The sequence below is a fragment of the Massilia sp. Bi118 genome (genome assembly GCF_918697865.1).
Lineage (GTDB): Bacteria > Pseudomonadota > Gammaproteobacteria > Burkholderiales > Burkholderiaceae_D > Telluria.
This window is the reverse complement of sequence record NZ_CAKKMV010000017.1, coordinates 88718-110536: the sequence shown is the minus strand read 5'-3', so window position 1 is coordinate 110536 and position 21819 is coordinate 88718. Positions and strand designations below refer to the sequence as shown.

Sequence of the window (21819 nt, the reverse complement as noted above, 5' to 3'; positions counted from 1 at the left end):
ATTCGACGAACTTGGGTTCCCGCCTGCGCGGGAACGACGTTAACCGACCAGGTAGCGCTTCGACGGCCCGCTCGGCGCCGTATGCCCGCCCGGTCCATACACGCCGGCGCCGCCATTGCCCGCCGGGCGCAGCGCGTTCAGCATGCCCTGGGTGTGGGCCATCTGCTTGTTGACCAGCATGCCGTTCACGCGGTTCAGCTCCTTGGCTTCGCGCGTCATGGCGAGGAGGTGGTTCCACTGGCTGCGCAGCTCGTCGTTGCCGCCGACCGCCAGCCAGGGCTCCATGCCGGCCTCGAGCGCGGGGAAGCCGGCCGCGCCAAGCGCCCTGTGGCGCAGGCGCGACAGCTCGGCCATCTTCTGGGCCAGCTGCAGCTTCTTCGGGCTGAGAGAGGAGAGGCCATCGGCATCCGCACTGACCAGGAACTGCTGTTCCGTTTTCATCAGCTCCACGATGGTGCCGATCAGTTGCTGTTCGTCGCGCAGGGTTGCGCCGGGGGATGCTATGGCCATGTAATGTCTATCGTTTGCGGGAGTGCAGCAGGTCGCGTACCGTTTCCAGCAGGCCGTCCGCCACTTTCTCCGAATTTACCTGGAACTGGCCATCGGCGATGGCCGCCTTGATGCGCTCGACTTTCTTGGAGTCGAACACCTGATTCGTGCTGCCGGCAGCCAGAGCCTGGCCTTGCTGGGACAGGCGCACGGTGTCGGTGGCGGCAGGCGAGGTCGCTGCGGCAGTCGCCGCGGCCGCGTTGTCGGCGGTCTTTGCGGTGGCTGGCGGCGTGGTATTCGCCTGCACGCCTGGGTTGTTCTTGAGGGTATCGTTGATTTTCACAGCATCATCCTTTGCAGGTCGGAACAGAAAGCCCGGGATCTGCTTGGGTTATCGGCCTAGCCAGCGAAAACTTTAATTCCTAATACTGAAGTACTCAATCAAAAATAAATGGGTTTTTGGCTGCCAGAACCGGCGCGTTGCTGCGTTGGCTCCTGCTTGCAGTGCTCGCACTGCGGCGCACTCGCCGCCTTGCACCGCATCCGGTTCTGTTTGCCAAAATTCCCATTTATTTTTGCCTGAGCACTTCTTAAAAAGCTACCTCGACCATGCCGCCGGCCTTGGCCGTGCCGCTGATCACCGTGCCGGATGCGGTGCGCACCTGCACCACCTGGCCTTCGCCGGCGGTGCCGATCGCACGGCCTTCGGACGACACGGAAAAACCATTGCCGTTCAGCACCAGGCGCACCGCCTGGTTCTGCTGCACCACTGGTTTGCTTTTCAGCGTGTCCAGGCGCAGCGGCGTGCCGGCGGCCAGCGAGACGGTCGGCGTGCGGCCGATCGCCTGCGCCATGTCGGTGATGATTCCGTTCGGCATCGCCGCGATGTCGCCTTTTACCAACATCAGCTGGCCTTGCTCGACCGGCTGGCCCTGGGCCAGCGGCACCGCCGCCGCCACGTACTCGGCTTTGACGTTCACCTGGGCCTGGATGAAGATGGTCCAGACGGACGGGGCGCTGCAGCGCACGCCCACCGTCGTCTTGCCCCAGGCGCGCGCGCCCGGCTGCAGAAATGCTTCCGGCGCAGGGCAGCCCGCCAGCGCGGTGCGCGGATCGACCGCGCCGACTTTCACCGACACCTCGCCCGGCAGGCCGGCCGCCTGGGTCAGGAGGAACTGTTCGGCCACGGCGCGCAGCGCGTTCGCGTCCTGGCGTGCCGGCACGCCAGGCGCCGCCTGCGTCAGCAGCGGAATGAGCGAGAAAGCGGCAAAAAGAGTACGGATAAGGCGTTTCATAAATGGGAAATCCTGTTCGACCCTGCCATCTTAGGCTTCTTGAATCCGTACTGAAACTTGGAATAGCCCTGTTTTGGGTCCCTTTATTGCCCGATTGGAAGAGTCGGTGGGCCCGTATGATCGATCCTGTCCAATAAGACCTTAGCCTCTGGAGGCGACATGATCGGCAAACTCGACGACTACCTGCGTTTCAACGAAACCGCGCTGAGCCTGCGCTCGCAGCGCCAGGAGCTGCTCGCCTCGAACATCGCCAACGCCGACACGCCTAATTACAAGGCGCGCGACATCGACTTTTCGAATGCCCTGCAGGGCGCGCTGGCGCGCGGCACCCAGCAGCAGGGCGGCATGGCGACCACCAACCAGGGCCATATCGCCAACGGCCCGGTGGCCGCGGACGGCAAGGCGCTGGCGGACGGCACTCCGGTCCTGTACCGCAACGTGTCCCAGGGCGCGGTCGACGGCAACACGGTCGACATGGATACCGAACGCACCCAGTTCGCCGACAACGCGCTGCGCTACGAAGCCGGCATCACGATGATCAACCACCAGATTCATAACCTGCTCGCCGCCATCCAGGGAGGCCAGTAATACATGTCGCTCTTTAATGTTTTCAACGTCGCCGGCTCGGCGATGAGCGCCCAGTCGGCGCGCCTGAACACCACCGCCAGCAACCTGGCCAACGCCGACAGCGCCACCAGCGCCACGGGCGAAGCCTATCGCGCCAAGCAGGTCGTGTTCGAGGCCGTGCCGGTGACCAACGGCTCCACCGCCGTCAAGGTGCGCGAAGTGGTCGAGGACCCGTCGCCGATGAAGCAGGTGTACGACCCGAAGAACCCGCTGGCCGACGACAAGGGCTATGTGACGATGCCGAACGTGAACGTGGTCGACGAGATGGTCAACATGCTGTCGGCCTCGCGCTCCTACCAGACCAACGTCGAAACCATGAATGCGGCGAAGACCATGCTGCTCAAGACCCTGACCATCGGTCAGTAAGCACTGAAAGCCCCTAACTATGACCACTGTTAACACCAACGCCGGCTCGACCAACACCATCAACGACCTGATGTCGGTGATGAACCCGAAAGCCGCCGCCACCAGCGGCGACAGTGTGCAGGCCGACACCGACAAGTTCATGACCCTGCTGGTCACCCAGCTGAAGAACCAGGATCCGCTGAATCCGCTCGACAACGCCCAGGTCACCAGCCAGCTGGCGCAGCTGCAGACCGTGACCGGCGTGAACAAGCTGAACGAGACCCTGAACACCCTGAAGGCCAGCTACCAGAGCACGGAAGCGATGCAGGCGACCAACCTGATCGGCCGCGGCGTGCTGGTCGAGGGCAGCAACGTGACCCTGTCGGGCAGCAAGGCGATCCTGGGCGCGGAACTGGCCAGCGACGTCGACAGCCTCAAGGTCGTCATCAGCGACAAGAACGGCAAGGAAGTGCAGACCATGGACTTGGGCGCGCAGAAGGCCGGTGTGATCCCGCTGGCCTGGGACGGCGTCCCCGATGCCGACAACCTGGACAGCAACGGCAAGCCGGTCACGCTTGCGGACGGCAATTACACCTTCCAGATCGTCGCCACCAAGGGCGGCGAGAAAGTCACCGATGCCAAGGCCCTGGCCTTCGACAGCGTGGCTTCGGTCACCACCAACAGTACCGACGGCGTCAAGCTGAACCTGCCCTCGAAGGGCGGGGTCACGCTGGCAGACATCAAGCAGGTCCTGTAATCAACTATTTAGGAGCAGAACATGTCTTTCCAACAGGGCCTGAGTGGCTTGAACGGCGCCGCGAAATCGCTGGACGTCATCGGTAACAACATCGCCAACGCCAGCACCGTCGGCTTCAAGGGTTCGACCACCCAGTTCGCCGACGTTTACGCGCGTTCGCTGAACGGCGCGGGCGGCAACCAGGCAGGTATCGGCGTGGCCGTCGCCGGCATCGCCCAGCAGTTCACGCAAGGTAACATCGAGACCTCGGCGAATCCGCTCGACATCGCCATCAACGGCGCCGGCTTCTTCCGCACCGAGTCCTCGGGCCTGATCCAGTACACCCGCAACGGCCAGTTCTCGCTCGACAAGAACGGCTACATGGTGACCCCACAAGGCGCCAACCTGACCGGCTATGGCGTCGGCCCGAGCGGCAAGATCCTGGCCGGTTCGCCGACCCCGATCCAGATCAGCACCGCCGACCTGAAGCCGGTCGCCACCACCAAGGTCGATACCTCGCTGAACCTGGATTCGCGCGTCGAGCCGCCGTCGAACTACCCGTTCAACGCCAATGACCCGACCACCTACAACAAGCAGACTCCGGTCGACGTCTACGACACCCTGGGCAATGCGCACGTGATGTCGATGTACTACGTGAAGACGGGCGCCGGCAGCTGGGACGTGTACGTCGGCAGCGACGGCACCGAGCTGACCAACGTGAACGTGGCCGCGGCGGGGCAGAGCGACGCCGGCGTGAGCGCCGCGCGCGACGCCTGGCTGACCGCCACCAAGGCCGTGCCGCCGGATGCGGCCGACGTCGCCGCCAAGCTGAAGGACTACGGCGACAAATCCTCGGCCGCCGTGGTGGCCGCCGCCACAGCCGCCGGCGCCAGCGCCGCGACCATCGCCGCGATCCAGACCGCCGCCACCAGCGCGGGCGGTACCGCCGGCTACACCCCGGACCAGATCGACAAGGACATCGCCGCCGCCGTGTCCGTACCTTCGGTGCCGGTCGGCCACCTGAACTTCGACACCAACGGCGCGCTGTCGGCCACCCTGATGAGCCCGCAGACCCTGCCGCTGACGGTCAACCTGCCGATCTACCCGCCGACCGGCGCCAAGGACAGCCTGGCCATCAAGCTGAACTTTGCCGGCACCAGCCAGTACGGCGCCGACACCAGCGAAAAGAAGACCACCCAGGACGGCTACACCGCCGGCCACCTGCAGCGCTTCTCGGCCGCCGCCGACGGCACCATCCTCGGCCAGTACAGCAATGGCCAGACCAAGCCGCTGGGCCAGATCGTGCTCGCGAACTTCACCAACCCGGGCGGCCTCGAGCCGCTGGGCAACAACGCCTTCGCCGAGAGCGCGGAATCGGGCACCCCGCTGGTCGGCACGCCGGACACCGGCAGCCTGGGCGTCCTGCAATCCTCGGCCACCGAAGCCTCGAACGTCGACCTGACGGCCGAGCTGGTCAACATGATCACCGCCCAGCGCGTCTATCAGGCCAACGCACAGACCATCAAGACCCAGGACTCGGTGCTGCAGACCCTGGTGAACATGCGCTAAAAAATAATTCGGGGTCAGAGCACATTTCGCTGGAAATTCGGGGTCAGAGCACTTTTTTCAGCAATGTGCTGGTGGCAAAAATAGCGGGGCGCTCAAGGGCGCTGCACTAGGACGGCCGCTTGTTTTAATGCCCGAGAGATCTATCCAAAAAAAGTGCTCTGACCCCGAATTTCGATAAAAAAGTGCTCTGACCCCGAATTTAGGGAATACATATGGACCGGTTAATCTATACAGCAGCCAGCGGCGCCAAGCACATCATGGAGCAGCAGGCGACCACGTCGAACAATCTCGCGAACCTCAGCACCACGGGTTTCCGCGCGCAGTTCGATACTTTTCGGGCGGTGCCGGTCCAGAGCGAGGGCTTGCCGACGCGTGCGTTCGTGGTCGATAACACCACGGGCGCCGATTTCTCTGCCGGTCCGCTGCAGGTGACGGGGCGCGATCTCGATGTCGCGATCAAGGGCAGGGGCTGGATCGCGGTCCAGAACGCAGACGGCACCGAGTCGTACACGCGCAACGGTTCCCTGCAAATCAGCCCGAACGGCATCCTGCAGACCGCCAACGGCCAGACCATCGCCGGCGAGGGTGGCCCGATCACGATTCCGCCCGACGTGACCGTGGCGGTGGGCGCCGACGGCACCATTTCGACCCTGTCGACCACCACCACGCCGGCCGCGCCCACCGTGCTGGGCCGCATCAAGCTGGTGAATCCGAACGAAGCCGACCTGGTGCGCGGCGACGATGGCATGTTCCGCCTGAAGGACGGCAGCAGCAGCCAGGCCGACCCGGCCGTGACCGTGGCCGGCGGCGCCCTCGAGGGCAGCAATGTGTCGGCCGTCGACTCGATGGTGAACATGATCTCTTTGGCACGTTCCTTCGAAACACAAATGAGCCTGTTGAAGAACGCCGAGAATAACGCGACGAAAGCCACCCAGATCCTCGCTTTGACTTGATTGCTGCTGGGACATAATTTCATGGTGGGCGATGGAGTTCCGTCGCCGTCAGGAGAACTCCACCATGATCCGTTCGCTATTCATCGCCAAAACCGGTCTCGAAGCCCAGCAGACCAACCTCGACGTCATCACCAACAACCTCGCCAACGTCAGCACCAACGGCTTCAAGAAGTCGCGTGCGGTGTTCGAGGACCTGCTGTACCAGAACGTACGCCAGCCCGGCGCGCAATCCTCGCAACAGACCCAGCTGCCTTCCGGCCTGCAGATCGGCACCGGTGTGCGCACCGTCGCCACCGAGCGCATCCACACCCAGGGCAATCCCCAGCAGACCGGCAACTCGAAGGATGTGATGGTCAACGGCGCCGGCTACTTCTCGGTGCTGCTCCCCGACGGCAGCCAGGCCTACACCCGTGACGGCTCCTTCCAGTCCGACGCCAACGGCCAGCTGGTGACCTCCAGCGGCTACGTGCTGCAGCCGCCGATCACCGTGCCGAACAACGCCCTGAGCCTGACCGTGGGCCGCGACGGCACCGTCTCCGTGACCACCCCGGGCCAGACCGCGCCGACGCAGATCGGCACGATTCAGCTGAACACCTTCGTGAACCCGGCCGGCCTCGAATCGCGCGGCGAAAACCTGTACGTCGAAACCGGCGCTTCCGGCACCGCCAACGCCAACACCCCCGGTACCAACGGCGCCGGCGTCCTGATGCAGGGTTATGTCGAAACGTCGAACGTCAACGTGGTCGAGGAAATGGTCAACATGATCCAGACCCAGCGTGCCTACGAGATCAACTCGAAGGCGATCACCACTTCCGACCAGATGCTGCAGAAGCTGGCACAGTTATGAAAAAGATGGTTAAGAAAACTTGGAGCGAGGCACTGCCTCGCGCCTTCGCGGGGGCGACGGTGGTAGCGATCGCGGCCCTGATGGCCGGCTGCGCCGCCACCCCGACCTCGATCGTCAAGGGCCCGACCTCGGTGCGCCCGATGATCGCCGATGCCGGCGCCCCGACCGAAGGCGCGATCTACAATTCGAGCACCTTCCGTCCGATGTTCGAAGACCGCCGCGCGCGCCACATCGGCGACATCCTGACCGTCAGCATCGTCGAGAAGACCTCGGCCAACAAGAGCGGCGCCAGCACCGGCAACAAGTCGGGCAGCGCGGAGTTCGGCCTTCCCGGCCCGCTGCAGGGACGCCTGGGCACCGACATCAAGACCAGCACCGCCACCAAGTACGCCGACGGCGACACACAGACCGCGTCGAACGCCTTCACCGGCACGATCGGCGTCACGGTCTCGGAAGTGCTCGCCAACGGCAACCTGATCGTGGTCGGCGAGAAGCAGGTCGCGATGAACAAGGGCGTCGAATTCATCCGCTTCTCTGGCATGGTCAATCCGGACACGATCCAGCCGGGCAACGTGGTGTCCTCGACCCTGGTGGCCGACGCCCGCGTCGAATACCGCACCAACAGCCAGATCGACCGCGCCGAGATGACCTCGATGATGTCGCGTTTCTTCCAATCGATGTTGCCGTTCTAATTGCCTAAATTCGGGGTCAGACCCCGAATTTAATCAACTGACTATGAGCATGAATTTCAAACTGATCGCCTTGTGCGCCGCCCTGCTGGGTCCGCTCCTGTCGACCCCGGCCCACGCCGAGCGCCTGAAGGACATCGCCAGCTTCGGCGGCGTGCGCCAGAACCAGCTGTCCGGCTACGGCATCGTGGTCGGCCTCGACGGCACCGGCGACCAGACCACCCAGACCCCGTTCACCGTGCAGTCGATTATGGCGATGCTGCAGCAGAAGGGCATCAGCCTGCCGGCCGGCACCCAGCTGCAGCTGAAGAACGTGGCGGCCGTGATGGTCACCACCTCGCTGCCGGCCTTCGCCCAGCCCGGCCAGACCATCGACATCACGGTGTCGTCGATGGGTAACGCCAAGAGCCTGCGCGGCGGCACGCTGCTCATGACGCCGCTGCAGGGCGCCGACGGCCAGGTGTACGCCATGGCCCAGGGTAATGTGCTGGTCGGCGGGGCAGGGGCGTCTGGCGGCGGCGCATCGACCCAGGTGAACCAGCTGGCGGTCGGCCGCATCTCGGGCGGCGCCACCGTCGAACGCGCGGTCGCCTCGAACCTCGGCGCCGACAACCAGGTCAAGCTGGAACTGAACACCACCGACTTCGCCACCGCCAGCCGCGTGGTCGAAGCGGTCAACGACAAGTTCGGCCCGGGCATCGCCACCGCGCTGGACGGCCGCGTGATCCGCGTGCGCGTGCCCTCGTCGAGCGACCAGCGCGTGTCCTTCCTCGGCATGCTGGAAAACATGGACGTCAGGCCGGCCGAAGCCGCCGCCAAGGTGATCCTGAATGCGCGCACCGGCTCGATCGTGATGAACCGCGCGGTCACGCTCGACACCTGCGCCATCTCGCACGGCAACCTGACGGTGACCATCGGCGCCGATACGCAAGTCAGCCAGCCGGCCGCCGGTTCGCGCGGCGCCACCGCCGTCACCCAGACCCCGACGGCATCGGTGAAGAAGGACGCTGGCCGCGTGATCATGCTGAACAACGGCGCCTCGCTGGCCGAAGTCGTGAAGGCGATGAACGCGATCGGCGCGACCCCGCAAGACCTGCTGTCGATCCTGCAGTCGCTGAAGGCCGCCGGTTCGCTGCGCGCGGAACTCGAAATTATCTAAAGGCCCCATCATGCTCGGTTCGACCTCTGACCTGTCCGGAAAATTCGCGCTCGATACCAACAGCCTCGGCGACCTGAAACAGTCCGCCAAGGCCGGTTCGCCTGAAGCCTTGCGTGGCGCGGCGACGCAGTTCGAATCCATGTTCGTCAACATGATGATGAAGAGCATGCGCGACGCGACGCCGCAGGACGGTCCGATGGACAGCCAGGAGACCCGCACCTTCACCACCATGCTGGACCAGCAGATGAGCCAGAAGCTGGCCAAGCGCGGCATCGGCCTGGCGGATGTGCTGGTGCGCCAGCTGACGGCGCAGCAGAGCGGCGCGGCGCTGGTCAAGGAAATGCAGTCGGGCGCGCTGGGCATCGGCGGTGCGCCGGGTTCGAACGCCTCGCGCCTGAAGCTGGACGCCGACAGCATGTCGACCGACAGCGCGGCCGCCGTGTCCGGCATCAAGGGCACGGCCCGCAGCAGCACCGACAGCGGCAAGCCGGCCCACGTGCGCGCCTTCCAGGACAAGCTGGCCGACGCCGCGGAGGAAGCCGAGCAGGCCACCGGCGTGCCGGCCAAGTTCATGATGGGCCAGGCCGCGCTCGAAACCGGCTGGGGCAAGCGCGTGATCCGCAACAGCGACGGCAGCTCCAGCAACAACCTGTTCGGCATCAAGGCCGGCCCGGGCTGGAAGGGCAAGGTCGCCACCGCCGTCACCACCGAATACGTGAACGGCAAGCCGCACACCCGCGTCGAGAAATTCCGCGCCTACGCTTCGCATGCCGAGGCGTTCAAGGATTACGCGAAGCTGCTCAGCAATAATCCGCGCTACGAAAAAGTGCTGGCCCACGGCGGCGACGCCAGTGCCTTCGCCCACGGCCTGCAGCGCGCCGGCTACGCCACCGACCCGCAATACGCGGCCAAGCTGTCGCGCATCATCAAGCACTCGCTGGCGTGAGTGAAATGACAACAGTAAAGTTTTGGTGTTTTTTGCCGAAAACTACATAACAAGGGGCCTCGAAAACCGTAGCGAGCGGAAGCAATTTTGGTCGAGGAGCGGAGCTGTACGAGTAGTACAGCGAGCACCGCAGACCAAAATTGCGACGCGCAGTAGGTTTGCGAGGCCCCGGTAGACAGGAAGAAGAGAATATGTCCCTCCTCAGCATCGGCAAGTCCGGTCTTTACGCCGCCCAGGCGGCGTTGTCGACGACCGGCCACAACATCACCAACGCCAACGTGGCAGGCTATAGTCGCCAGACGGTGGTGCAGGAGTCGGCCATTGCGATGGGGAGTTCGGGCAGCGGTTTCATCGGCACCGGCACCCAGATCGCCCAGGTCAAGCGCTATTCGGACGAGTTCCTGAACGCCCAGGTGCGCACCGCGCAGGCGTCCAGCAGCGGCCTCGAAGCCTACGAAGCCCAGATCACCCAGATCGACAACCTGCTGGCCGACACCACCTCCGGCCTGTCGCCGGCGCTGCAGGACTTCTTCTCGTCGGTGCAGAACCTGACCGGCGACCGCGCAGGCGTGCCTTCGCGCGGCGCCTTGCTGACCTCGGCCGATACCCTGGCCGCGCGCTTCCAGAGCATGAACGGCCGCCTGGACGAGATTCGCAAGGGCGTGAACACCCAGATCACGTCCAGCGTCACCCTGGTCAACACCTACGCTTCCCAGATCGCCGAGCTGAACGACCAGATCGGCAAGCTGTCCGCGGGCGACAACCTGAACCTGCCGAACGACCTGCTGGACAAGCGCGACCAGCTGATCATGGACCTGAACAAGCAGGTCAAGGCGACGGTCCTGCCGGGCGATAACAACAGCCTGACGGTCTCGATCGGCAACGGCCAGCCGCTGGTGGTCGGCGCCGACCACTTCGAGCTGGCGGCCATGAATTCGCCCACCGACCAGACCCGCGTCACGGTCGGCTACGTCACCGGCAGCAAGATCTCGCCGCTGCCGGAGAGCGCGCTGTCCGGCGGCGCCCTCGGCGGCACGCTGGAATTCCGCAGCAAGTCGCTGGACCTGGCGCAGAACTCGCTGGGCCGCATCGCGCTGGGCCTGGCCCAGACCTTCAACGACCAGCACCACCTGGGCCTGGACGCGAACGGCAATCCGGGCAAGGACTTCTTCACCATGGCCGCGGCCGAGGTGACCAAGAACGTCAACAACAACCAAACCAGCACCACCAAGATCTCGGCCAGCGTCAGCGACGCGACCCAGCTGACCACCAGCGACTACAAGGTCGACTTCGACGGCAGCAACTACAACGTGACCCGCCTGTCGGACAACAAGAAGACCGTCATCTCGCCTTTCCCGCAGACCGGTCCGCAGACCATCGACGGCCTGAACTTCTCGGTCAGCGGCGCCGCCGCGGCCGGCGACAACTTCCTGGTGCGCCCGACCATCAACGGCGCCGCCGGCCTGAAGCTGGCCCTGACCGACGTCTCGCAGGTCGCGGCCGCCGCGCCGATCGCCACCAGCGTCCCGCTGACCAACAAGGGCACCGGCAAGATCAGCGAAGGCTCGGTCGACAAGAACTACCTGGCCTCGCCGCTGACCGCCAAGGTCGACATCAAGTACGACGGCGCCAGCGGCAACTTGACCGGCTTCCCGGCAGGCCAGGCGGTGACGATGACGGCGGGCGGCGTGACCACCACCATCGCGGCCGGCGGCAACGTGCCCTTCAAGGACGGCGCCAGCTACACGGTGGCCGGCATGAGCTTTACCCTGAACGGCGCGCCGGCCGACGGCGACACTTTCGGCATCGAGCGCAACACCGGCACCGGCGACACCCGCAACGCCGGCCTGCTGGGCGACCTGCAGTCGAAGAACATCCTGGACAACGGCACCGCGACCTACCAGTCGGGCTACGCCCACATCGTCAGCGCGATCGGCAACAAGACCCGCGAAGTGCAGGTCAACGGCGAGGCCGCCGCGGCCCAGCTGGAGCAGGCCGGCAAGGCGGCGGACAACGTCTCGGGCGTGAACCTGGACGAGGAAGCCGCCAACCTGCTGAAGTACCAGCAGGCCTACCAGGCGGCCAGCAAGATCATGCAGGTGGCCGACACCATCTTCAATTCGCTGCTGCAGATCGCTCACTAAGCGCTCACTAAGGACTAGACCATGGCCATCCGCATCAGCACCAACGCGACCTTCAACGCCGGCACCACGCAGCTGAACACGCTGCAGAGCCAGATCGCCAAGACCCAGATGCAGCTGTCGACCAACAAGCGCAACCTGACCGCGGCCGACGATCCGATCGCCGCCGCGCGCGCGCTCGAGGTGACGCAGTCGCAGTCGATGAACACGCAGTTCTCGACCAACCGCAGCAACGCCAACGCGTCGCTGTCGCTGGTCGACAAGACGCTGTCGGACGTGACCGGCCAGATCCAGGACATCCAGTCCCTGATCGTCACCGCCGGCAACGGCGGCTATTCGCAGAGCGACCGCGCGGCGCTGGCCACCGAGCTCGAAGGCCGCCTGACCGACATGATCTCCATGGCCAACACGGCGGACGGCACCGGCGGCTACCTGTTCTCGGGCTACAAGTCGACCACCCAGCCGTTCTCGCAGACGCCGACCGGCGCCGCCTACCAGGGCGACCAGGGCCAGCGCACGCTGCAGGTGGGCTCCTCGCGCAAGATGGCGACCAGCGAGACCGGCAGCGCCATCTTCGAAGCCATCCCGACCGGCAACGGCAAGTTCACGACCGCCGCCGCCGCCACCAACACCGGCGCCGGCATCGTCTCGCCCGGCTCGGTGGTCGACAGCACGGCCTACACGGGCCACGACTACGCGATCAAGTTTGCCGTGACCGGCACCCCGGCCGTCACCACCTACACCGTGACCGACAACACGGCCTCGCCGCCGACCGACGTGCTGGCCAACCAGCCGTATACCGAAGGCGCGACGATTGCCTTCGGCGGCATGTCGATGGATATCAAGGGCGTCCCGGCCGACGGCGACAGCTTCAGCGTCGAGCCGAGCGAAAAGCAGTCGGTGTTCACCACCATCACGGACCTGATCAAGACCCTGCGCTCCCCGGCCGACGGTTCGAGCGGCAAGGCGGCCCTGGCCAACAAGCTGAATACCGCCAGCTCGAACATGAAGAACGCGCTGGACAATGTGCTGACGGTGCAGGCCTCGGTGGGCGCGCGCATGAAGGAAATCGACAACCTGAACAGCACCGGCGACGACCTCGACGTCCAGTACCAGACCACGCTGGGTAATCTTCAGGACCTGGACGTGGTCAAGGCGATCTCGCTGTTCGCGCAGCAGCAGCAGACGCTGCAGGCCGCGCAGATGTCCTTCAAGACGATGTCAGGCCTGTCGCTGTTCAACTACATCAGCTGACGCATCAAGGTCGAGATCGAGGCCGAGCTCCGACAGGATCTCGTCCTTCATCTGCTGCAGCTGGGCGTTCGACAGCCGGCGCGGATGCGGCTGCGTGACCTGGAAAGTGCGCTGGATCGTGGTCGGGCGCTGCGACAGCACGACGATGCGGTCGGCTAGGTAGAGCGCTTCCTCGACGTCGTGGGTGATCAGGATGACAGTGTGGCGCTCTTCCTGCAGGATGCGCAGCAGCTCGTTACGGATGCGCAGGTTCATCAGCGCGTCCAGGGCCGAGAAGGGCTCGTCCATGTACAGGATCTGCGGCTTGACCACCAGCGCGCGCGCGATCTCCACGCGCTTGAGCATCCCACCCGACAGCTCGCGCGGGTAGGCGTTCTCGAAGCCCTTCAGGCCCACCATCTCCGCATAATGATCCGCCAGCGCGCGCTTTTCCGCCGGCGTGCCGCGGTTCAGGCCGAACATCAGGTTCTCGCGCACGGTCAGCCACGGGAACACCGAGCCGTGCTGGGAAATGACGATGCCTTGCGGGCCGGGCCCGCGCACCTCGACACCGTCGATGCGCACCGCGCCGCTGTCGGGCAGGGCGAAGCCGGAGATCATCTTCATCAGGGTCGACTTGCCGCAGCCCGAGGGGCCGACGATGGCGACGAATTCGCCGTCCTTCACGTTCAGCGACAGGCCGGCGATCACCTGCAGGGTCTCGCCCTTCCGGGTGAAGCCCTTCTTGATATCGTCGATGACGATCTTAGCGTCCATAGCGCCACCTTACCGAGTTGAGTCCTTCGAGCCGGCGCATGCCCACGTCCAGCAGCAGGCCGATGATGCCGATGATGACCATGGCGGCGATCACCAGGTCGTAGCGGTTGCCGGCATTGCGCGCGTCGATGATCATGAAGCCCAGGCCCGAGCTGCGCACGATCATCTCGGCCGCCACCACCACCAGCCAGGCCACGCCGAGGCTGATGCGCATGCCCACCACGATATCGGGCAGCACCGCCGGCACCACCACCTGGCGGAACATCTTGCGGCGCGAGACGCCGAAGTTGGCGGCGGCGTCCAGGTAGCGCCGCTCGATCGTGTGCACGCCGTTCGCGGTCTGCACGATGATGGGGAAGACGGCCGACAGGAAGATCAGGAAGACCGGCGAGACGTCGCCCACGCCGAACCACAGGATGGCCAGCGGAATCCAGGCGATCGGCGAGATCGGGCGCAGGATCTGGAACAGGGGATTCAGGGTGTTGTAGACCGCGCCGACGCGGCCCATCCACAAGCCGACCGGCACCGCGACCAGGGTGGCGAGGATGAAGCCGGCGGCCACGCGCTTGAGCGAGGCGCCGATGTGCTGCCACAGGGTGCCGTCGCGCGCCAGTTCGAGGGTCCCGTCCAGCACCTGCTGCGGGGTGGGGAAGATCACGGTCTGGGTCGTGACCACGGCGTAGTGCCAGAGGCCGACCAGGGCCACGATCAGCAGCAGCGGCGGCCAGGTTTTATGCAGCTTGTTTTGCGGCTTATCCATGGGCTTTCCTTAGTTTCTTTGCTAGCTGGGCCAGCCGCCATTGCAACCGGGGCAGGCCGGGTGCGGGATAGGGCTCGACGATGACCTTCATCGAGCCGCTGGCGTGCGCGGTGCAGTTGAATTCGTTGACGGACACCGTATCGAAGGGCAGGCGGAAGTCCTGGCCCGGCATGATCAGGACCGGCCCAAACACCTGCGGCACGCTGTCCTTGTTGCGCAGCAGGAGGGTGTCGTCGACGCCCAGCGTAAGGACGATCTGCTGCGGCAGGATGTCGACCAGGTCGCCGGCCATGCGGCGTGCCCAGGTGCCTTGCGGGATCTCGAACAGCGCATCGCGGCTGCCGGCGGCGAGCGGCGCGAAGGCCGCCCAGGCGAGCAGGCCGGCCACGCAGGCAGCCGGCAGGCACCACAGCAAACGCAGTCGCAGGCGTTTCATTCTTCAGGGCCCGAGCAGGATCGCCAGGTCGTGGGCGATGTCGGCGGCCGGCCGGCCAAAGGGCATCATGGCGCGCTGCCTGCCCTGGCGGTCGATGAAGTAGAGGTAGGACGAATGGCTCATCGAGTATTCGCTGCTGCCCTTGACCGGGTGTTTGGCGGCGCTGATGCCGTAGTCCTTCAGCACCTGCGCGATCTGCGCTTCGCTGCCGGTGACGCCGGCGAAGCCTGGGTCGAAGTTGGCCAGCCAGCTGCGCAGGCGTTCGGCGGTGTCGCGCGCCGGGTCGACCGTGACGAACAGCACCTGCACGTCCTTGCCGCGCGCGCCCAGCAGCTGCTTCGCCTGGGCCAGCGAGGCCAGCGAGACCGGGCACACGGCCGGGCAATGGGAAAAGCCGAATTCCAGCACCACCACCTTGCCGCGGTAGTCGGACAGCTTGAGCGGCGTGCCGGTGGAGGAGGGCAGGGCGATCTCGGGTGCGGGACGCGGCGGGTCGAAGACGCCGCCTTTGAATTGCTCGGCCGAGGCAGCGCCGGCAAAGAACAGCAAGGACAGGAGCAGTGCTTTCACAGGATCAGCTTCAGCGGTTGGAGGGACTTCACAAAACTGTCGTCCACATAGCGTTCGTAGGCGATCGGCTTCTTGAGCGTGCGCGCTTCCAGCGACAGCTGCATCAGCTCGTCGAACTCTTCGCGGATCATGCGCAGGTCGCCGTAGGTGACGCGGTCCTGCGGGTTCTCCATCACGAACTTGATGATCTTCGGGTTCTGGTTGAAGAAGGCCTTGCCGCCGGCGATGTCGGCGGCCTTGTCGCGGTTGGCCGGGCCCTGGTCGAGCCAGGTGCCGGCGGCCTGGATGTGATTCACCAGGTCCTGCACCACCGGCCTCTGGGTCCGGATCACGTCATCGCGCACCGTCAGCACGCAGCAGATGTAGTTGCGCCACTCGTCGCGCGTCATGGCCAGCGGCCGCGCATAGCCGGCGCGCTGGGCCGAGGCGCCGAAGGGCTCGCCGGTGCAATAGGCGTCGACCGCCTTCGCATACAGCGCGGCCGGCATGTCGGGCGGATTCATCTCGATGATTTCGACATCCTTCAGCGTCATGCCTTCGCGCGCCAGCATCTTGCGCAGGAAAAGGTAGTCGACGGCGAAGCGGCTCGGCACCGCGATGGCCTTGCCGCGCAGGTCGCGGAAGCGCCGGTAGCTGGAGTCAAGGCGCACCATGATCACGGCGCCGGAACGGTGGCCGAGCGAGACGATCTTCATCGGAATGCGCGAGTTCACCAGGTCCATCACCAGCGGCGCCAGCATATAGGCCGCCTGGATCCGGCCGGTCATCAGCGACTCCTTGATCTCCGGCCAGCCGCTGTACTTGTGATAGACGAAAGGCGCCGGCCCGAGCCCGGCGCGCGCGTTGGCGTTCGCCTTGGCGAGGCAGGCGATCGGCAGGGTCAGGTTGCAGGTGACGGGCAGGCCGCCCACGGCCAGCGGCGGCGCGGCATCCTGCGCGGATGCGGCGAACGCGGCGGACGATCCAAGCGGCAGGGCCGCGGCGAGTGCACCTTTCAGGAGCTGGCGGCGGCGCAGCAGGTGCACGGCAACAGGATCTGCGTGCGGCATGGTTGAGTAATGGTGGATGGAAATATTTTCCGATTGTACACCACCAGATGCGGCCCTTGGAGGTCGCGAAGGCCGAGGATAGACGCTACAATGGCATTGCAATTATGCAATATAAGTGGTCGACCTGGTCATATGAAGAATGTAAAAGCAGCAGTGGCAGAGCATCTCGGGTATGTCGGCATGACTTTCCTCGTTTTCTTGGGCCTGAACTGGCTCAACGAACTGTTCTTCCTCGGGCTCGAGCACAGCGATGGCATCAATTGGGTATTCATCCCGGCCGGCATTCGTCTGCTGGCTACCCTGCTGTTCGGGCTTGCCGGTTTTGAAGGCTTGCTGCTGGCCGGCCTTTATCTGAACTTTTACCATTTCGATTTTGCCAGCGATTTTCGCGCATGGAGCGGCGCCGTGGCTGGTGCGCTTGCACCTTACCTTGCAACGCTGTTTGCAAGACATTGGTTCGATTTGCGGGCGCGCCTGCAGGGGCTGACCGTACAGCGGCTCGTGTTCACCGGCGTCCTGTGCGGCTTCATGAGCCCGATCTTTCATCATGCGCTCATGTGGGTGCTGAGCGGCGTCGTGGACTGGCCCGGGCTTGCGGTCATGATCGCCGGAGATACCCTGGGCATCCTTGTCGTGCTGACGATCGCCAAGGGCGCATTCGCGATGGCGGATCGTTACCAGCCTGTCGATCGGCTTATCCGCCGCTGGACGTCCTGAGCGTTTTTTGCGCGAGGTCGAAGGCAGAGGCCAGACCCAGACCCGCCAGGCCCCAGACCACGGCGGCCACGATTTCGAAGGTATTGCGCAGTTCCGGATGCGGGACGGCGAGAACGGGCAGCAGCAAGGCGCGGACCAGGCACACCGTGGCCATGCCGGCCAGGGCCAGGCGCTGCAGCGGCGGCGGCCGGACCAGACCGATGGCGGAAGCGGCGTAATACCCGCACGCGCCCATGAGACCGGCGATGACAAGGCTGCCGACAGGCGCCAGCCACGTACCGGCCCTCGCCGAGGCGACGACGCTCGGCGGCGCATTGAAGAAGACGAACCAGGAATCGCCTGCAAACAGGGCGCCGACATGGATGACCACGCCCGCTGCCGCGATCAGGATGGCGGCAAGCACCGCTACGCGCTTCGAAATATTCATGACAAAAAGTCTAGCAGGGTGGGCCACCTCGAAAAAGCGCGCTTTTCCACGTGCATCGGTCAGGCGAAGTGCTCCGCATCCGCCGGCGGCACAATCCACGCATGCATCCGCTCCTCGTAGACAGAGACGGTGGGGGCCGGAAAGCCCGGGTCCGCGAACGCGCCGACGGGAATGGCGATAAACGCGGGCAGGTCCTTCGACTCGTAATACACCGTCGCGCCGCATTGCGGGCAAAAGTGAAAGGTGGCGCCGCCGCCTTCATCGCCGGGGCGGAACCAGGCGCCCGAATTCCCGGCGATCGTCACGTTCTCGCGCGGGAAGCGCGCCTGCTGCGCGAAGGGACTGCCGGTACGGCGCTGGCAAGCCAGGCAATGGCAGATCGACACACGGACCGGATCGCCGGTGACTTGCGCCGACAATTGTCCGCAGCTGCAGGATGCAAATCGCGTCGACATGTTTTCTCCATCGGATAAGAGCAGCAATGAATTTACTTGGTTTTTACACCAGCTCGAATACACTGTGGAAAATTAATCTTCTCGGCAAGCCATGACCACCGACGCCATCGCCATCCGCGCCCGCTTCAACCCGCTGATCAAACCCTTCCTGGTCATGAAGATCGGCCTCACGATGATGTGCACGGTGGTCGGCATTCCGCTGGCCATCATCTGGTTCCTGGGCGCCGGCCGCTGGTGGGCGCAGCATTATTTCGACCGGCTCGAATGCCATCTGGGCGAGCGCAATCTACGCTTCCGCAAGGGCATCCTGGTCACCACGGAAAAGACCATCCCGCTCGAGAACATCCAGGACGTCACCTTCGTCGAAGGGCCGATCCTGAAGCATTTCAATCTCAGCACCCTGAAATTCGAAACCGCGGGCCACAGCGTGGGGCAGGCCTCGGACATGCACCTGACCGGCATCATCGACGCCCAGGCCTTCCGCGCGCAGATCATGCGGGCGCGTGAAACCTTGCGTCATCCGCCGCAGGAAAAAGGGAGCGACGAGCAGCTGCTGGTGCTGCGCTCGATCGAAGCGAAACTCGGCGAGATTGCGGACCTGCTGCGCGCGAAACCTTGAGGGATCAGGGAGCAGGCACGATCGAAGCCGGCGGCGCGGCCGGTGCCGGCTGGCCCGGCCGCTCGCCACCGCTGCGCGGGATCCTGCGGCTGGCTTCGATGCCCTGGTTGAACAGGTTCTGCAAGGGCGTGTTCAGGTAGGGCAGGGTCAGGCTGATGATCAGAAAGCCCGCGCCCAGGGTGATCGGGAAGCCGATGCCGAACAGGTTCAGCTGCGGCGCGGCGCGGGTCAGGATCGCCAGCGCGATGTTCGTGATCAGCATGGCCGCGACGATCGGCATGGCGATCTGCAGGCCGGCGGAGAAGATGCGGCCGCCCCAGCGCACCATTTCGAGCGGCGCCGCCAGCGACATCGGGGTGCCGGAGATCGGCAGCGTGAAGAAGCTCTCGACCAGCGCCTGGATCAGCACCAGGTGGGCGTTCATGGCCAGGAAGGCCATGGTTGCAACCAGCGCCAGGAACTGGCTGATGGCCGAGTTGCGGCCGGCCGAACTGGGGTCGTAGAAGGTGGCGAAACCGAAGCCCATGGTGTTGCTGGCGACTTCACCCGCGAATTCAACGGCGGCGAACACCAGGCGCAGCGCAAAGCCCATCGCCGCGCCGATCAGCATTTCCTGCGCCAGGATCAGGATGCCGGCCCAGGAGGTCGGATCGACCGCGGGCAAGCTGGGAATGACGGGCGCCACGATGGCCGCCAGCAGCACGCCCAGGCTCAGCTTGATCAGCATGGGCACGCCGGTATTGCCGAACACCGGCGCCGCCGCAATCAGACCGAGGATGCGCGTCAGAGGCCACAGCAGGCCCCCGATCCAGGCGTACAGTTCCGTTGTCGTGAATGAGATCAACCGATCATGCCGGGAATGCCGGTGAAGATATTCCGCATATAGTCCGTCATCACGGTCAGCATCCACGGACCGGCCAGCACCAGGGCGACGAACACGCCGACCAGCTTGGGAATGAAGGACAGGGTCTGTTCGTTGATCGAGGTGGCGGCCTGGAAGATGCTGACCACCAGGCCGATGATCAGGGCCACCAGCAGCAGCGGCGCCGACACCATCAGGGTGACTTCCATGGCCGTGCGGCCCATCGCGATGACGCTTTCCGGAGTCATGCTTCCATCCTTAATTGAAACTTTGGGACAAGGAGCCCAGCAGAAGCTGCCAGCCGTCGACCAGCACGAACAGCATCAGCTTCATCGGCAGCGAGATCACCGCCGGCGACATCATCATCATACCCATCGACATCAGCACCGAGGCCACTACCATGTCGATGATGAGGAAGGGGATGAAGATCGCGAAGCCGATCTGGAAGGCGGTCTTCAATTCGCTGGTGATGAAGGCCGGGATCAGGACCCGCAGCGGTACTTCTTCAGGGCCCTGCAGCGCGGGCGTGCGCGAGATCTTGACGAACAGCGCCAGGTCCGACTGGCGGGTCTGCTTCAGCATGAAGCCTTTCAGCGGCGCGGCGGCCTTGTCCATTGCCTCGCCCATCTGGATTCTGTTTTCCTGCAGCGGCACGTAGGCTTCGGTGTAGATGCGGTCGAAAGTCGGGCCCATCACGAACAGGGTCAGGAACAGGGCCAGGCCCACCATCACCTGGTTCGGCGGCGCGGTCTGGGTGCCGAGCGCCTGGCGCAGCAGGGACAGCACGATGATGATGCGGGTGAAGCTGGTCATCATCAGCAGCGCCGCCGGGATGAAGGTCAGCGCCGTCATCAGGAGCAGGGTCTGGACCGGCAGCGAATACGCGGTGCCGCCGCCCGGCGCCGGGCTGGTGGTGAAGGCGGGAATGGCTGGCGCCGCGATGGCGGCTGCGGCCGCGGCCAGCGACAGGACGATCAGGCCGGCCGCCAGCAGGATTCTTGGTTTGCGCATTTACTTACGTTTGTCGATGGTCTGCTTCAGCCAGTCGGCGAAGCTGTTCGCTGGCTGCGTCGCAGTTGTTTCTCCTTGCGCCAGCGTAGCACCGGTCCCGGGGATGTCGGCGCTCTCTTGTTTCGGCATGGTCGCCAGCGCGTTGACGCGGCCGGGCGAGGCGCCCACCACGATCCACTGGTTGCCGATTTCGACCACCAGCAGGCGCTCGCGCCCGCCCAGGCTGAGCGAGCCGACCACGCGCAGGCCGGCAGCGCCGCCCATCGCCTTCGGGCCGTAGCGCTTCAGGAACCAGGCGAGGGCGCCCAGCACGCCCAGCACGACGATGAGCGCGAACAGGGTCTGCAGCAGGCTGCCCGTGGCCGAGCCGGACGGCATCGTCACCGGCGTGGGTGCGGGAGCAGGACGGTTGGCCGCGCCGCCGCCGACGGTGGTCTCGGGCGCAGTCGGGCTGGCCGGGTTCAGGACCGGGGCGTTGGCGCCTGGGGCGGGGACGGTGGCCACGGGAGCCGCCGTATCGGCGGCCGCGGGTGCCGGCGCAGCAGCGGCCGGCGTGCTTGCGGTACTTGCGGCGCTGGCCGGGGACGTGGCCGCAGCAGGCGCCTGCGCGCTCGCCGCCAGCGGCAGCGAAAGGAAGAGGAGGGTCAGCAGGCGCGCGCTTGTCGTCATTTATTCAGTTTGCGGATACGCTCGGATGGCGTGATGATGTCGGTGAGGCGGATACCGAACTTGTCGTTCACGACCACCACCTCGCCCTGGGCGATCAGGCAGCCGTTCACGAGCACGTCCATCGGTTCGCCGGCCAGGCCGTCCAGTTCCACCACCGAGCCCTGCGCGAGCTGCAGCAGGTTCTTGATGGCGATCTTGGTGCGGCCCAGTTCCACCGTCAACTGTACCGGGATATCGAGAATGAAGTCGATATCGTTGGGCGTGTCCGGGCGCGCGCCCTTGTTCGAAAAGTCCTGGAATACGGCGGCGCTGGCCGCCTGCTGCTGGCTGGCAAGCGCAGCGGCTTCCGCGGCGGCCTGCTCGGCAATCGCCGCGCCCCAGTCGTCGTCGAGTGCGCTCTGGTCGTCTTGGGTGTCGGACATGGAAGTTCTCCGGTAT

28 protein-coding genes are annotated in these 21819 nt (G+C 65.1%); 13 read left to right on the top strand and 15 right to left on the bottom strand.

Annotated features, from left to right (window positions below):
• Positions 1-39: 39 nt before the first annotated feature.
• The 3 genes from LQV39_RS22125 to flgA form a co-directional block, all read right to left on the bottom strand.
• Entirely contained in the window at positions 40-510 is a 471-nt protein-coding gene (locus LQV39_RS22125; RefSeq protein ID WP_230029333.1) for a flagella synthesis protein FlgN, read from the bottom strand.
• 7 nt (positions 511-517) lie between these two features.
• The gene (gene flgM, locus LQV39_RS22120) at positions 518-832 is read right to left on the bottom strand and encodes a flagellar biosynthesis anti-sigma factor FlgM (protein WP_230029332.1); all 315 of its coding nucleotides are present in this window, start codon (positions 830-832) and stop codon (positions 518-520) included.
• Positions 833-1079: 247 nt separating this feature from the next.
• On the bottom strand, positions 1080-1784 hold the full coding sequence (gene flgA, locus LQV39_RS22115; RefSeq protein ID WP_230029331.1) for a flagellar basal body P-ring formation chaperone FlgA: 705 nt from the start codon (positions 1782-1784) through the stop codon (positions 1080-1082).
• 159 nt (positions 1785-1943) lie between these two features.
• On the opposite strand from flgA, the gene flgB reads away from it, so the two are divergent.
• The 11 genes from flgB (at position 1944) to flgL (ending at position 13050) form a co-directional block, all read left to right on the top strand.
• Complete coding sequence (gene flgB / locus LQV39_RS22110; protein ID WP_230029330.1) at positions 1944-2372, top strand: flagellar basal body rod protein FlgB; 429 nt, start codon at positions 1944-1946, stop codon at positions 2370-2372.
• A 3-nt stretch (positions 2373-2375) separates the two neighbouring features.
• Positions 2376-2777, top strand: a complete 402-nt coding sequence (flgC, locus tag LQV39_RS22105; protein WP_230029329.1) for a flagellar basal body rod protein FlgC — start codon at positions 2376-2378, stop codon at positions 2775-2777.
• A gap of 19 nt (positions 2778-2796) precedes the next feature.
• Positions 2797-3513, top strand: coding sequence for a flagellar hook assembly protein FlgD (locus LQV39_RS22100; protein WP_230029328.1), 717 nt, complete (start codon positions 2797-2799; stop codon positions 3511-3513).
• A 21-nt stretch (positions 3514-3534) separates the two neighbouring features.
• Positions 3535-5061 (top strand): flagellar hook protein FlgE, encoded by a 1527-nt coding sequence (locus LQV39_RS22095; protein ID WP_230029327.1) that lies wholly within the window; start codon positions 3535-3537, stop codon positions 5059-5061.
• A 212-nt stretch (positions 5062-5273) separates the two neighbouring features.
• On the top strand, positions 5274-6014 hold the full coding sequence (gene flgF, locus LQV39_RS22090; RefSeq protein ID WP_230029326.1) for a flagellar basal-body rod protein FlgF: 741 nt from the start codon (positions 5274-5276) through the stop codon (positions 6012-6014).
• 64 nt (positions 6015-6078) lie between these two features.
• Positions 6079-6861 (top strand): flagellar basal-body rod protein FlgG, encoded by a 783-nt coding sequence (gene flgG, locus LQV39_RS22085; RefSeq protein WP_230029325.1) that lies wholly within the window; start codon positions 6079-6081, stop codon positions 6859-6861.
• A gap of 5 nt (positions 6862-6866) precedes the next feature.
• Entirely contained in the window at positions 6867-7553 is a 687-nt protein-coding gene (locus tag LQV39_RS22080) for a flagellar basal body L-ring protein FlgH (RefSeq protein WP_230029324.1), read from the top strand.
• A 43-nt stretch (positions 7554-7596) separates the two neighbouring features.
• Positions 7597-8709 (top strand): flagellar basal body P-ring protein FlgI, encoded by a 1113-nt coding sequence (locus LQV39_RS22075; protein ID WP_374199459.1) that lies wholly within the window; start codon positions 7597-7599, stop codon positions 8707-8709.
• 10 nt (positions 8710-8719) lie between these two features.
• Positions 8720-9655, top strand: a complete 936-nt coding sequence (gene flgJ, locus LQV39_RS22070; protein WP_230029323.1) for a flagellar assembly peptidoglycan hydrolase FlgJ — start codon at positions 8720-8722, stop codon at positions 9653-9655.
• Between the two features lie 191 nt (positions 9656-9846).
• Positions 9847-11799: a flagellar hook-associated protein FlgK gene (gene flgK / locus LQV39_RS22065; protein ID WP_230029322.1), complete on the top strand. Its 1953-nt coding sequence runs from the start codon at positions 9847-9849 to the stop codon at positions 11797-11799.
• A gap of 21 nt (positions 11800-11820) precedes the next feature.
• A complete protein-coding gene (gene flgL, locus LQV39_RS22060) occupies positions 11821-13050 on the top strand; it encodes a flagellar hook-associated protein FlgL (RefSeq protein ID WP_230029321.1) in 1230 nt (409 codons plus the stop codon).
• On the opposite strand, the gene LQV39_RS22055 is transcribed toward flgL, so the two are convergent.
• From LQV39_RS22055 to LQV39_RS22035, 5 genes are read right to left on the bottom strand one after another with little or no spacing between them, the layout of a single operon-like run.
• Positions 13018-13806 carry an ABC transporter ATP-binding protein gene (locus LQV39_RS22055; RefSeq protein ID WP_230029320.1) on the bottom strand — a complete coding sequence of 263 codons (789 nt, stop codon included), beginning with the start codon at positions 13804-13806 and terminating at the stop codon, positions 13018-13020. The two genes, flgL and LQV39_RS22055, sit on opposite strands and share 33 nt — an antisense overlap.
• Complete coding sequence (locus tag LQV39_RS22050) at positions 13796-14566, bottom strand: ABC transporter permease (protein WP_230029319.1); 771 nt, start codon at positions 14564-14566, stop codon at positions 13796-13798. The genes LQV39_RS22055 and LQV39_RS22050 overlap by 11 nt, the downstream gene beginning before the upstream one ends.
• Positions 14559-15002, bottom strand: a complete 444-nt coding sequence (locus LQV39_RS22045; RefSeq protein WP_230029318.1) for a hypothetical protein — start codon at positions 15000-15002, stop codon at positions 14559-14561. Before LQV39_RS22045 ends, LQV39_RS22050 begins: the two co-directional genes overlap by 8 nt.
• A 3-nt stretch (positions 15003-15005) precedes the next feature.
• Positions 15006-15572 (bottom strand): SCO family protein, encoded by a 567-nt coding sequence (locus tag LQV39_RS22040; protein ID WP_230029317.1) that lies wholly within the window; start codon positions 15570-15572, stop codon positions 15006-15008.
• Positions 15569-16621, bottom strand: coding sequence for an ABC transporter substrate-binding protein (locus LQV39_RS22035; RefSeq protein WP_230029316.1), 1053 nt, complete (start codon positions 16619-16621; stop codon positions 15569-15571). Before LQV39_RS22035 ends, LQV39_RS22040 begins: the two co-directional genes overlap by 4 nt.
• 132 nt (positions 16622-16753) lie before the next feature.
• On the opposite strand from LQV39_RS22035, the gene LQV39_RS22030 reads away from it, so the two are divergent.
• On the top strand, positions 16754-17338 hold the full coding sequence (locus LQV39_RS22030; RefSeq protein WP_230029315.1) for a hypothetical protein: 585 nt from the start codon (positions 16754-16756) through the stop codon (positions 17336-17338).
• Here the strand turns inward: LQV39_RS22030 and LQV39_RS22025 are convergent.
• The gene (locus LQV39_RS22025) at positions 17316-17765 is read right to left on the bottom strand and encodes a hypothetical protein (protein ID WP_230029314.1); all 450 of its coding nucleotides are present in this window, start codon (positions 17763-17765) and stop codon (positions 17316-17318) included. The two genes, LQV39_RS22030 and LQV39_RS22025, sit on opposite strands and share 23 nt — an antisense overlap.
• Positions 17766-17824: 59 nt before the next feature.
• Positions 17825-18220 carry a GFA family protein gene (locus LQV39_RS22020; RefSeq protein WP_230029313.1) on the bottom strand — a complete coding sequence of 132 codons (396 nt, stop codon included), beginning with the start codon at positions 18218-18220 and terminating at the stop codon, positions 17825-17827.
• Positions 18221-18311: 91 nt separating this feature from the next.
• Between LQV39_RS22020 and LQV39_RS22015 the strand changes: the two genes are divergently transcribed.
• The gene (locus tag LQV39_RS22015) at positions 18312-18839 is read left to right on the top strand and encodes a PH domain-containing protein (protein ID WP_230029312.1); all 528 of its coding nucleotides are present in this window, start codon (positions 18312-18314) and stop codon (positions 18837-18839) included.
• Between the two features lie 4 nt (positions 18840-18843).
• Here LQV39_RS22015 and fliR read toward each other — a convergent pair whose 3' ends face one another.
• The 5 genes from fliR to fliN are packed head-to-tail and all read right to left on the bottom strand — an operon-like array spanning position 18844 to position 21803.
• Positions 18844-19683 (bottom strand): flagellar biosynthetic protein FliR, encoded by an 840-nt coding sequence (fliR, locus tag LQV39_RS22010; protein ID WP_230029311.1) that lies wholly within the window; start codon positions 19681-19683, stop codon positions 18844-18846.
• A complete protein-coding gene (gene fliQ, locus LQV39_RS22005; protein ID WP_230029310.1) occupies positions 19680-19949 on the bottom strand; it encodes a flagellar biosynthesis protein FliQ in 270 nt (89 codons plus the stop codon). The genes fliR and fliQ overlap by 4 nt, the downstream gene beginning before the upstream one ends.
• A gap of 10 nt (positions 19950-19959) precedes the next feature.
• Positions 19960-20712: a flagellar type III secretion system pore protein FliP gene (fliP, locus tag LQV39_RS22000; RefSeq protein WP_230029309.1), complete on the bottom strand. Its 753-nt coding sequence runs from the start codon at positions 20710-20712 to the stop codon at positions 19960-19962.
• Positions 20713-21381 carry a flagellar biosynthetic protein FliO gene (gene fliO, locus LQV39_RS21995; RefSeq protein ID WP_230029307.1) on the bottom strand — a complete coding sequence of 223 codons (669 nt, stop codon included), beginning with the start codon at positions 21379-21381 and terminating at the stop codon, positions 20713-20715.
• Positions 21378-21803 carry a flagellar motor switch protein FliN gene (gene fliN / locus LQV39_RS21990; RefSeq protein WP_230029306.1) on the bottom strand — a complete coding sequence of 142 codons (426 nt, stop codon included), beginning with the start codon at positions 21801-21803 and terminating at the stop codon, positions 21378-21380. Before fliN ends, fliO begins: the two co-directional genes overlap by 4 nt.
• Between the last annotated feature and the right edge of the window lie 16 nt (positions 21804-21819).